This window comes from Anaerotignum sp., from assembly GCF_051877975.1.
Classification (GTDB): Bacteria; Bacillota; Clostridia; order Lachnospirales; family Anaerotignaceae; genus Anaerotignum_A.
The window spans coordinates 1-12,488 of sequence record NZ_JBJEJK010000025.1; the positions used below are offsets into that span (position 1 = coordinate 1).

Sequence of the window (12,488 nt, forward strand, 5' to 3'; positions counted from 1 at the left end):
CATTATTTCTAATACTGAGATCCCGATTCGTCATCTTAACTTAATGACATTGGCCGAAAGGCTTCTTTTTTAATGCTTAAAAGATTTTAATCTGCTGTTTACACGGTTTTAACAAAAGACTAAATCCTCCCTAATTTCTATCACTTATACTAGCTTCGAAAGAAAGAGAGGTGGCGCTGTTATGGATGAAAAATGGCGGCGGGAGCTGAAATATACTGTGACTGAAGGAGAAAGCATTCTGACTGCAAACAGAATCTCTTCTTTTATGCACAGGGACAGCCATACAGAGGGCAGGAAGGAATATTTCATTCGTTCCCTGTATTTTGACAATCTATACGACAAGGTTTTGAAAGAAAAATTATCAGGCGTGGCGATACGGGAGAAATTCCGTATTCGTTATTATGATTTTGATCCAAATTTCATTCGCCTGGAAAAGAAAAGCAAACGATGCTCCACAGGGCATAAATATCAATGCCGGCTGACGGCGGAGGAAGTGGAAAAGATCATTCGAGGAGAGTATGAATGGATGGCAGAGGACGAGCGGCCATTGGTACGGGAACTATTCCTGAAATGGAAACTGGAACTGTATCGCCCGTCGGTCGTGGTGGATTACCGCAGAGAACCCTTTACCTATGGGCCGGGGAATGTGCGCATCACCTTTGACAGGGATATCCGTTCCTGTAAGGATGTGCGTGCGTTTTTCAAAAAGGATGTGCCTACTATTCCTGTTTTGGCAGATGGGAAATGTATCATGGAAGTGAAATACGATGATTTTCTCCCTGATGTGGTCAGCAGAACGATTTTAACAACGAAAAACAGAGAGCAGGCCTTTTCTAAATTTGCTGCCTGCCGGATCAATGGATAAAGAAAGGATGAATATTTTATGACATTTAACGACATTTTTAAGAGCAGTTTTTTAGAGGGATTCAGCAGCTTTTCTTTGTTGGATACGGTTCTTTCTCTGGGGGCAGCTATTCTCATCGGTCTGTTCATTTTTTATGTCTATCAGAAAACCTACAATGGCGTGCTGTATAGCCGCAGCTTCAATGTTTCCCTTGTTGCTATTTTATTGGTAACTACATTGGTCATCAACGGCGTTACCAGCAATGTAGTATTATCTCTGGGGATGGTTGGGGCTTTGTCCATCGTTCGTTTCCGTACAGCGGTGAAAGATCCTATGGATCTGGTGTTTCTTTTCTGGGCGATTGCGGAAGGCATCCTTTGCGGTGCAAGCCTGCTACCCTTGGCGCTTTTGGGCTGCCCGGTGCTGGGGATTTTCCTGTTGCTCTTCGCCAATCATCAGCAGAAGGATAACCCTTATCTGATCATTATCCGCCTGATGGATGGGAAACAGGAAGGCAGGATTGAAGAATTCTTGCAAAAAGAAGTGAAAAAAATGCAGCTGAAATCCAAAACAGTTAACGGCGGCGCCGGCACAGAATTGATTTACGAGATCCGCCCCCATGACAGTGACAGCGGCTTTGTGAACGTCATCAGCAAAATCGAAGGGGTGGAATCCGCAGTAATGGTAAGCTATGACGGCAATTATGCAGCATAAAGAAAGGAGGAACTCCTTTGGAAAAGCTGAAAGAATACAAAATGATATTTCTTTCGGGGATAGCCGTGCTGGTGTTCCTGGCGGCGTCTTATGTGATCGTAGGAAACGCTGAGCAGAAGGATAGTAAATACACCTATGCAGAACATCTCTTCCAAGATGATATGGTCAATGAGATCAATATCGAGATTGATGAAGTCGATTGGCAGGATATGCTGGAAAATCCGCTGGAGGAGGAATATCACCAGGCAAATGTGACCATCAATGGGGAGACTGTGGGCAATGTTGCTATCCGTACGAAGGGCAACAATACCCTGACTTCTGTATCCAATTCCGATTCTGACCGCTATAGCCTGAAAATCGATTTCGACTATTATGAAGACGGCGGCAATTATTACGGGCTGAAAAAGCTTTGCCTGAATAATAATTATGGGGACAGCAGTAATATGCGGGAATATATTTCCTATGAAATTTTAGAGGGAATGGGAATTCCCACCCCCGGCCATGCCTATAGCCATATCACTATCAATGGGGAAGAATGGGGGTTATTCCTGGCGGTGGAAGCCATTGATGAAGTCTTTCTTGCGACCCATTTTGAAGATGCTGCAGGAGACCTGTATAAACCTGATGGGGCAGGGGCGGATCTGGTATACCGTGGGGATGATATCTCTGTATATACTGGGCTGAATTTGAAAACCAACGAAGAAAGTTCCGACGGCAGTGCTATCCTTGCCTTGCTGAAAGCCTTGGACAGCGGCGAAGGGCTGGAAAATGTGCTGGATGTGGATGAAGTCCTGCGCTATTTGGCAGTGAATGTGGCTTTGGCAAACTACGACAGTTATCTAGGCGGGACAACGCATAATTATTATCTTTATGAGCAAAATGGCGTATTTTCTATTTTACCTTGGGATTATAATTATGCCTTCGGCATCTTTGGCGGCGGCACAGTAGATATCTATCAGCCTGCCAATGCCAGCATGGGCGGGGGCAGAGGCGCAAGAGGCGCGGCGGAAACCGCGGAAGAAAATACAAAGCCTGCGCCAAATGGAGAAATGCCAGCAGTTGGAGAAATGCCCACTGTTGGAGAAATGCCCGCCGCTGAAAATAAAGGGGTGGGCGGTATGAACAGCAGCGCGGAAAAACCTTTGGTGGATACCCTGCTGGAACAGGAAAGCTTCCTCTCCCTGTATGAAAGCTATCTGAAAGAAATCGCAGAAACTTACCTGACGGAGGCATACATGGGGTCCATGGTGACAGAGATTCACGATTTGATTGCGCCCTATGTGGAACAGGATGCCACAGCATTTTATACCTATGCCGAATTTGAACAGGCCTGTTCCGTGGATCCTGCGGATACATATTCTTTGGTTTATTATGCTGTAAATATGGCAGACAGCATTCAAAACCAACTGGCAGGCGGGGAACCTACCTTTGATACAAGCAGCCTGCAAGGCAGCAGGAATGGCGGAAAGGGCGGCGGTATGCCCGATTTTGGCGGTGAAATGCCTGAGCGGGAAACTGTGGCCGAAATGCCGGATTTCGGAAGGATGCCGGAACAGACAGAAGCAGAACAGACAGAAGCAAGGAAAGGCGCAGAGCAGTCTGCGGATACAGCGAAGCCTTCTGAACCAGCGGGACAGCCTGCAGAAACAGAGGAAACAAAGCAGACAGAACGTAATTTTGGCGGAAAGGGCGGAAATGGCCATGAAATGCCTGGGGGTATGGGCGGCGAAAGAGGCGCACAGCAGGTGGATTTGAAGGAATATCTGCCCACCATTGCAGTCTGCGGCGGCGTATTTGGGGTTGGGGCAATGGTTCTTGCCCTGTTCAAGCGGAAAAAAGAATTGAAACCGCCCAAAGGAAACTGACAGTTGCTTGCGGAAACAGACAGCATGGCCTATACTGAAAGCAGGAGGCGATGATATGGAAACGAAGGAAATTTTGTTGGAACTCAGGAAAAAATACAGCCTTTCTCAGCAGGAGATGGCGGAAAAATGTATGGTGACGAGGCAGGCGGTTTCCCGTTGGGAATGCGGCGAGACCATACCCAATACGGAGACATTGAAGCTTCTTTCCAAGGAATTTCATATTTCCATTAATACCCTTCTGGGCGCACCCCAGAATCTGATCTGCCAAAGCTGCGGCATGCCCTTGGCGGATGACAGCCTGATCAGCAAGGAGGCTGACGGTTCTTTTAACGAGAGCTATTGTAAGTGGTGCTATGCCGATGGCGATTTTGTCCACCCATGCACCATGGAGGAAATGATAGAAGAGTGTATTCCACATTTGGGCTGGGAGGATGAAAATGCCGCAAGGGCTTTCATGCAGAACCTGCTGCCCCAGCTGGAACGCTGGAAATAAAAACGACATATGCCGAAACGACCTTTTTATTGTAAAAATTGGGAACTGTTGTTCCCTTTTTTTATTTCCTGTGTTATACTCAAGAGAGAAAAAAGCCTGTAAAGCCTGTGAAAGGAGGGGAGGGCATGGAAGAACTGAAAATCGTTGGGGAAGTGGAGGATATCATCTATCAAAACAAGGATAATGGCTATACGGTCTTTTCTTTGACAACGGAGGAGGACGAGGTGACCTGTGTGGGCATCGTGCCGCAAATCCATAGCGGCGAAACCTTAGAAATCCGCGGCAATTGGACGATGCATCCCCTTTATGGCAGGCAGGTGCAGGTGCAATATTATGAAAAATCCATGCCGACCACCACTGCAGGCATGGAAAAATATCTTGCTTCCGGGCTGATCAAAGGCATTGGGGAAAAAACTGCCAAGCGTATTGTGGAACGGTTCGGGGAAGCGGCTTTCTATGTCATTGAGGAAAAGCCAGACCTGCTGACGGAAATCAAGGGCATCAGCTACGACAAAGCCCAGAAAATTTCTGAGGCTTTCTGTGAACAGCATGAGCTGCGCAGAGCCATGATGTTTTTGCAGGGCTTTGATATTTCTCCTGCCTATGCCATGCGTATTTATAAAAAGTATAAGGCACGCACCTTTGATATCGTGAAAAATAATCCTTATCGTCTGGCGGATGATGTGGCGGGCATCGGCTTTAAAATGGCGGATAAAATGGCGGCCAGTGCTGGCATTGCTGCCGATGACCCCAACCGTGTGAAAGCAGCAGTGAAATATGTTTTGAATCATGCGGCGGCCAATGGGGATTGCTATCTGCCCAAGCAGAAGCTTATTGATCAGTCTGTGGAGCTTTTGAACCTGCATCCCCTTGCGGTGGAAAATGCTATCCGGGAATTGCAGGTGGACAGCCAGATCTGGCAGGAAAAGCTGGATGGGGAGGACTGTGTCTATCTGAACTATTATTTTTATGCGGAGATGTCCGTAGCGAAGCGGTTGTTGGAGCTGGCGGCGGATTATGAGCCGGCGGATATGGAATATATTGCGAAAGAGATTGCCCGGGTGGAAAAGGAAACGGGCGTCATTCTGGCGGAAGAACAGCGGCTTGCGGTGCTGGAAGCCATGAGCAGCGGCGTTCTTATCATCACCGGCGGCCCCGGTACAGGGAAAACCACTACCATCAATACCATCCTGCGCATTTTGAAGCAGGAAGAGCAGGATGTGGTGCTGGCGGCCCCCACAGGCCGGGCGGCAAAGCGGATGACAGAGGCTACCGGCATGGAAGCTCAGACCATCCATCGTTTGCTGGGCATTAATTTCATTGGCGAGGATAACCGCCGGCAGACCTTTGATAAAAACGAGGATGACCCCATCGAAGCGGATGTTATCATCATCGATGAAAGCTCTATGGTGGATATTGCCTTGATGCAGGCCCTTTTGCGGGCGGTAGAAAGCGGTTCCCGTATTATTTTTGTGGGGGACGTGGATCAGCTGCCTTCTGTCGGGGCAGGGAATGTATTAAAGGATATGATCCGCAGCGAACGGCTGAAGGTGGTGCGGCTGCAGCATGTTTTCCGACAGGCCCAGGAAAGTGCCATTATCATGAATGCCCATCGTATCAATCAGGGGGAAGAGCCTGTTTTGAACGAAGAAGGGACGGATTTCTTTTTTATGCGCCGTGCCTATGCGGAGGATGTGGCGGCCACCATTCGGGAACTGGTAACGAAACGCCTGCCGAAATTCACAGGCTGTGATGGCCTGCAGGATATGCAGATTTTAACGCCCATGCGAAAGGGAACCCTTGGCGTGCAGAACCTGAATCAGGTCTTGCAGCAGACCTTGAATCCTCCGGCTTCTGATAAGCGGGAGGTGCAATTCCGCCAGACCACCTTCCGGGAGGGAGATAAGGTCATGCAGATCAAAAATAACTATAATATCGTTTGGCGGATGTTCAACAGCCTTGGCAAGCGGGAGGATGAAGGGCTTGGCGTTTATAATGGGGATGCGGGTATCATCCTTTCCATTGATACGAATGCAGAGCAGATGCGAGTCGCCTTTGATGACGGAAAAATCGTGGAATATGATTTCAGCCAGCTGGAGGAGCTGGAGCTGGCCTATGCCATCACTATCCATAAATCTCAGGGCAGCGAATATCCCGTGGTCATTCTGCCTGTATACAGCGGGCCGCCCATGCTGATGACGAGAAACCTCCTGTATACGGCGGTGACCCGTGCGAAACAGCTGGTGGTCATCGTTGGGCTGCGGGAAACTGTTTCTGCTATGATTCGCAATGATAAAGAGGTGGGCAGGTATACAGGACTTGCTCAGCGCATCCAAAATCTTTATGATTTCATCCACGGAGGTGAAATTGGATGAGAAATCGGATGAAAGAAAAACTGCTGGAATTGATTTTTCCGCCCCGCTGCGCCATTTGCGGGGAAGTCCTTGCGCTGAGGGAACGAAAGGAATTTTTCTGCGAGAAATGCGGGGGCCATATTCCCTTTATTCCGAAGGAAACCTGCCCCCATTGCGGCGGAAAAACAGATACGGCAGGTTTTTGTGATTTCTGTCGAAAGCCCTTCGCTTTTGAGACGGCCTGTGCTGCCTTTCCCTATGAAACAGTGCGTCAGGCTGTCCATCTGTTCAAATATGAAGGCGGAAAGCAGCTGGGGGAAGGGCTGGGTGCATTGATGGCAGAGTATCTGCTGCAATACCATGAGGAATTGCTGGTGAAAACGGATCTCATTTTATCTGTCCCGCTGCATCCCAAAAAGGAAAAACGTCGCGGCTTCAACCAGACCCATATCCTTTGTGAGAAGATTGCCGAAAAAACGGGATTGATGTTTCAAAAGGAGGGTTTGTGCAGAAAGAAAAATACCGTTGCCCAGAGCACGTTGCATACGCCGGAAGAAAGACGGCAAAATTTGAAGGATGCTTTTGCGGCAACGAAAGATTTCACAGATAAGCGTATCCTTTTGGTGGATGATATTTTTACCACAGGTACCACCTGCAATGAATGTGCCAAAGTCCTGTATCGTAGCGGTGCAAGAGAAGTGCATGTATTTTGCCTTTCTGCGGCGGGGCTGCAATTGGAGCAGAAATCGATTTGAAGAAATTTATGGCAGAGGAAATTCCTCTGCCATTTTCTACTTTTGTGAAAATCAACAGTAGATATATTGCATGTTGTATGCATAAAAACTGTATACATAACGATTTTTGTAAGTATATATTCAAAATATTTGAATTATTATTTAATTAAATTTGTATGTATTGGAAAAAATACAATAAAAAATCAAAATTTTTCATTAAAATTGAATAATAAAATGAGATAAAATTTCTGATTTTGAAATGATATGAAGATTATATGGGTATTTTTATTCAAAATCGGCATTGATATCATACAACAAAAGAGAGCTTCCCTGAAAAAATGATAGATTTTTACAGATAGGGTCTTTTTTTATGCAAAAAAATTAGAATGCTGGAGGATTGACTTTATGTCTGAAAACGAGTAAATTTTTACAAAAGTTCTTTTGTATGAAAACAAGTACAAACGCAAAGGAGCTTACAAGCAATTATATTTATACTATGTACTATGTAAAGGCTACGGCGGAAGGGCCGTAGAAAAACAAAAGAATTGCTACATCGTTTCTTTTACGGTGAGCAAACTTTACGAAAGAGGGGAATCTTTATGGAAAAGAAAAAAGGCTTTTTTGAAGGTGGCTTTGGTAAGTATATCCTGCCTGGTATCATCCTTCAGTCCGTAATGATCGGCGGCGGCTATGCCACTGGTCGTGAAATCGTAGAATACGGCGGCAAATATGGCGCACTAGGCTGGCTGTCCGGTCTGGGCACACTGCTGGGCTTCGCTGTCATTGCAGCGCTGTCCTATGAACTGATCCGCCTGACAAAGGCATACGATTTCAAATCTTTCATGCAGACCATCGGCGGTCCTCTGTGGATCGTATTCGATATTGTATATCTGCTGTTCATGGTCGTTATCATCGCCGTTATGGCATCTGCTACCGGTAATATCGTAGAGCAGACCTTAGGCCTCAATTACTGGGTCGGCGTTGTTGCTATCACGATTGTAGTAGCAATCCTGAACTTCTATGGCTCCAGATTGATCGAACGTTTTGAAACATTAGGCACCATCGCTCTGTATGTTGGTTATATCATCTTTGCGGTACTGGTTATCGGTACATTTGGTGATAATATCTCCACTGTATTTGCAAATCACGACACAAGCTATATGGAAGGCACTGTAACAGCAGGCGCAGCTCTTTGGAGTGGTATCCTGTACTGTGGTTATAACTTGGTTGTACTGCCTGCTTCCTTCTTTACAATTGAAAGACAGACCTGCAGAAAGGAATCTGTTGTTTCCGGTATCATCGGCGGTATTCTGGCAACAATCCCTTGGTTCCTGACATATTTCGCAGTAATGTGCTTCTACCCTAACCCCGATGTTCTGGGTGCATCCGTTCCTTGGCTGGCAATGATGCAGGGCACAGCAGGCCCCGTAGTTATCGCTATCTTCGGTGTTGTAATGGGCTGGACACTGATCGAAACTTCCACAGGTATCATTCATGCGGCAATCGAACGTGTAAACAATGGCCTGAAAGAAGCAAACAGACCTGAAATGACAAGCAAACAGCAGGCAATCCTGACAATCATCGTTCTGGTTGGTTCTATGGTTCTGTCTAAGGTTGGTATCATCGACCTGATTGCAACTGTTTACAACGCACTGTCTTATGTATTCTTGGCAATCTATGTACTGCCTCTGTTCACAGTTGGCGTTTACAAGATCTGCAAGCTGCGGAAAGCAGAATTGGCTGCAAAGAAATAAGACCTTTCAAAGCCTGCGAAAGCGGGCATGCCATAAAAACAAAATACACCTAAAAACATCCAGAAAAGAGCAAAGAGGTATCTGTGAAAACGGATACCTTTTTCTCTTTTTTGTACAAAGGAATGAGAAACGGCAAAATGAGAAATACTTTCTGTATCGTTATAGAAGGTATTTGCTATTTTGATGGAGAATGGAGTTTTTTTTGTCAAGTTTTGTTTGTAAATGGGATAAAAAACGAGTATAATCTTATGTTGTATAATTTTTAGAAGCTACATCGGGGAGAGTTACAGTATGTTACGTTTAGGATTTGATAATGAAAAATATCTGCAGATGCAGTCGAAGCGGATCAAAGAACGCATCAGCCAGTTTGGCGGCAAGCTGTATCTGGAATTTGGCGGGAAATTGTTCGATGATTACCATGCATCCCGCGTATTGCCTGGCTTTAAGCCTGACAGTAAAATCAATATGCTGGTACAGCTGAAGGAAGATGCGGAAATTGTCATCGTCATCAGCGCAGGCGATATTGAAAAAAATAAGGTCAGAGGTGATTTGGGCATCACTTATGATGCAGATGTGCTGCGTCTGATCGATGCTTTCCGTGGCTATGGCCTGTATGTCGGCAGCGTGGTGCTGACCCAGTTTAATGGGCAGGCCAGTGCAGTTGCTTATGAAAAGAAACTGGAAAGCCTTGGGATTCGGGTATATAAGCATTACCCCATTGAAGGCTATCCTGCCAATATCCCTCATATTGTCAGCGAAGAGGGCTTTGGCAAGAATGACTATATTGAAACCCAGCGTTCTTTGGTGGTTATTACGGCACCTGGCCCCGGCAGCGGCAAAATGGCTACCTGCCTTTCCCAGCTCTACCATGAAAACAAACGGGGGGTAAAGGCGGGTTATGCAAAATTTGAAACCTTCCCTATTTGGAATATCCCTCTGCGCCACCCGGTCAATCTGGCCTATGAAGCGGCTACTGCAGATCTGAACGATGTGAATATGATCGACCCCTTCCATCTGGAAGCCTATGGGGAGACCACCATCAACTATAATCGTGATGTGGAAGTCTTCCCTGTGCTGAATGCCATGTTTGAACAGATTTACGGCAAATCTCCCTATAAATCCCCTACGGATATGGGCGTCAATATGGTGGGCAACTGTATTTTCGATGATGAAGCCGTTTCCGCTGCAGCAAGAACAGAAATCGTGAGACGGTATTATAAAGCCCTTTGCGACCATAGAAAAGGCGGCCTGACAGATGATGTGATCTATAAACTGGAATTGTTGATGAAACAGGCAGGCATCAGTATCGAGGACAGAATCGTTGCTACAGCCGCAAATAAAAGAGCGGAGGAAACGGGTGACCCTGCGGCAGCCATTGAATTGCCCGATGGTACTATTGTGACCGGGAAAACAAGTGCCCTTTTGGGTGCATCTTCCGCAATGCTTTTGAATGCGTTGAAAACACTGGCAGGCATTGAAAAAAGCGTGAAGCTGATCGCGCCGGAAATTATCGAACCCATTCAGAAACTGAAGACCGGGCATTTGGGCAACCAGAATCCCCGCCTGCATACGGATGAAGTGCTGATTGCCCTGAGCATCTGCGCTGTGAATGATTCCCGGGCGGCATTGGCCCTGAAGCAGCTGGAAAAGCTGAAATGCTGTGAAGTACATTCTACGGTCATTCTGTCTTCCGTCGATGAAAATGTATTCAAAAAACTGGGTGTGAATCTGACCTGTGAACCCAAATACGAAACCAAAAAACTCTTCCACAGATAAAAAATATAAAAAGGAAAGCGTGCCAATCAGAGGAGTCCCGATCAGAAAACAAAATGTTTTCTGATTGCGAGACATCCTTGCAGTGGGGCTTAAGAAATCAATGCAATCCATAAAGGAGGTTTTCTTAAGCCGCCACTACATTTGGTACGCTTTTTTTGACAGAAAAGAAAACTTACGGTATGATTTTCTCAGAAAAAAGAAGGAGGAGATACCTATGAAATATACCTATCCCAAAATCGAACTGCACCTGCATTTAGATGGTTCCATCCGCCCGGAAACTGTTTGGGAACTATATCAGAAGGAGGGCTTGGTGGAGAATGGCATGGATTACGAAACCTTTACCAGAGAGGTCGCTGTGCTGGAGCCTTGTCAGGATGTAAACGACTGCCTGACGAAATTTGACCTGCCCCTGAAGATTATGCAGGATGCGGAATATATTACCCGCATTACAAAGGAATTGGTTTGTGATTTAGCGGAACAGGGCGTTGTTTATGGGGAAATCCGCTTTGCGCCCCAGCTTCATACCCAGAAGGGTCTGACCCAGAGAGAAGCCATTGAAGCAGTGCTGAAAGGCAAAGAAGAGGGGCTAAAGGAGCATCCTGAGATCGGCATTGGTATCATCCTCTGTTGTATGAGCATTGGCTTGGAAACGCTGAATAAAGAAGAAAATCTGGAAACAGTGCGTCTGGCAAAGGAATATCTGGGCAAAGGGGTCAATGCTATCGATTTGGCCGGGGCGGAGGGGATTGTGCCCCTGCGGAATTTCCACTATATTTTTGATCTGGCAAGGGAATTGGAGATTCCTTTTACCTGCCATGGGGGCGACAGCCAGGATTGCGAAACCGTAAGGGATGCCATGGATTTCGGTGCGGTGCGGATCGGCCATGGTCACGCTGTCTATGAATCCCCGGAATTGTGCCAGCGTGCCCTTCAAAAGGGGATTACCTTCGAGATTTGCCCTACCAGCAATATCCGCTGCCGCAGCAGAGAAAGCTACGCAGCCCATCCTGTCAAAAAGCTGCTGGATATGGGCATTCGTGTGACCATCAATACAGATAATATGACCATCTTCAATGTGACACTGGATGAAGAATATGATCATTGCTTGAACGATATGGGCTTCACAGAGGCGGATATCCTGAAAATGCTGGGCTATGCAGCGGAAGCGGCATTCCTGCCGGAGGAGGAAAAGGCAAAGCTGGTGGAAAAAATAAAAACATATCAGAAATAAGCACAGACCAAAAGGACACTCAGGCTTGAGTGTCCTTTTTATCTTCTGAAAAACTGCAGGAGGGCAAGGAAGATGAGAATGCTGCCGGAAAGAAGCGACCACAGGCTTTCCTTCGGCGCCGGGTGCAGCCGCAGTCTTTGCCCGCCCATTGCTCCCAAGGCGAGAAAGACCGTTTGGAACAGAGCGGCAAAAACCGGCAGCAGAACCACATCCATTCCGCCGGCGGCAGCACTTACCCCGATAGCAAAGGAATCCATGGAAAGGAGAAAGCCCAGCAGGAGTGCCTCTTTCGGTTCAATGGAGGAAGAAGCGTCTTTATCGCAAAGGGAAGGAGACTGCAGGGGCGAATCCTCCTTCTTCTTTTTTTGCCCCGTTCCTTGCAGACAAAGCCAGATGCCGAAGAAAAGCAGAAAACCTGTGGAAATTCCCTCTGCCAATGCTGCCGGGAAGCAGGCGGCAAACAGCTGTCCAATCCTTAAGAAAATCTCCATCATGAAAAAGGTTTCCCCTGTCAGGAGCAATAGGGAGGACGGAGAAAAGGTGATGCGCCTGAGCCCATAGGAAAGGCCGATGCCCAGGGCATCTACGCTGAGGGAAAGTGCCAAAAGCAGAGAAAAAACCATGGAGAAACACCTCCTGCTATCCATCCTATGCAGGTGGTCTTTTTTTGCGCTTGTCCGCATAGATTGAAAAAAAGACAAGCAGAAAAACAAAAGATGGAGC

General features: G+C 46.8%; 10 protein-coding genes. 9 read left to right on the forward strand and 1 reads right to left on the reverse strand.

Annotated elements, in window-relative coordinates:
- Positions 1 to 181 precede the first annotated feature (181 nt).
- From ACI39P_RS04240 to add, 9 genes are all read left to right on the forward strand, one after another.
- The gene (locus tag ACI39P_RS04240) at positions 182 to 865 is read left to right on the forward strand and encodes a polyphosphate polymerase domain-containing protein (protein WP_439719455.1); all 684 of its coding nucleotides are present in this window, start codon (positions 182 to 184) and stop codon (positions 863 to 865) included.
- Between the two features lie 18 nt (positions 866 to 883).
- Positions 884 to 1,558: a DUF4956 domain-containing protein gene (locus ACI39P_RS04245; protein ID WP_439719456.1), complete on the forward strand. Its 675-nt coding sequence runs from the start codon at positions 884 to 886 to the stop codon at positions 1,556 to 1,558.
- A 17-nt stretch (positions 1,559 to 1,575) separates the two neighbouring features.
- Entirely contained in the window at positions 1,576 to 3,423 is a 1,848-nt protein-coding gene (locus ACI39P_RS04250) for a CotH kinase family protein (protein WP_439719457.1), read from the forward strand.
- Positions 3,424 to 3,478: 55 nt separating this feature from the next.
- On the forward strand, positions 3,479 to 3,916 hold the full coding sequence (locus tag ACI39P_RS04255) for a zinc ribbon domain-containing protein (protein ID WP_439719458.1): 438 nt from the start codon (positions 3,479 to 3,481) through the stop codon (positions 3,914 to 3,916).
- A 125-nt stretch (positions 3,917 to 4,041) separates the two neighbouring features.
- Positions 4,042 to 6,291, forward strand: coding sequence for an SF1B family DNA helicase RecD2 (gene recD2 / locus ACI39P_RS04260; RefSeq protein ID WP_439719459.1), 2,250 nt, complete (start codon positions 4,042 to 4,044; stop codon positions 6,289 to 6,291).
- On the forward strand, positions 6,288 to 7,025 hold the full coding sequence (locus ACI39P_RS04265) for a double zinc ribbon domain-containing protein (RefSeq protein ID WP_439719460.1): 738 nt from the start codon (positions 6,288 to 6,290) through the stop codon (positions 7,023 to 7,025). Before recD2 ends, ACI39P_RS04265 begins: the two co-directional genes overlap by 4 nt.
- 578 nt (positions 7,026 to 7,603) lie before the next feature.
- Entirely contained in the window at positions 7,604 to 8,758 is a 1,155-nt protein-coding gene (locus ACI39P_RS04270; protein WP_439719461.1) for a YkvI family membrane protein, read from the forward strand.
- 291 nt (positions 8,759 to 9,049) lie between these two features.
- Entirely contained in the window at positions 9,050 to 10,534 is a 1,485-nt protein-coding gene (locus tag ACI39P_RS04275; RefSeq protein ID WP_439719462.1) for a DUF1846 domain-containing protein, read from the forward strand.
- A 214-nt stretch (positions 10,535 to 10,748) separates the two neighbouring features.
- Positions 10,749 to 11,765, forward strand: a complete 1,017-nt coding sequence (add, locus tag ACI39P_RS04280) for an adenosine deaminase (RefSeq protein WP_439719463.1) — start codon at positions 10,749 to 10,751, stop codon at positions 11,763 to 11,765.
- A 38-nt stretch (positions 11,766 to 11,803) separates the two neighbouring features.
- On the opposite strand, the gene ACI39P_RS04285 is transcribed toward add, so the two are convergent.
- A complete protein-coding gene (locus ACI39P_RS04285) occupies positions 11,804 to 12,388 on the reverse strand; it encodes a manganese efflux pump (RefSeq protein WP_439719464.1) in 585 nt (194 codons plus the stop codon).
- Between the last annotated feature and the right edge of the window lie 100 nt (positions 12,389 to 12,488).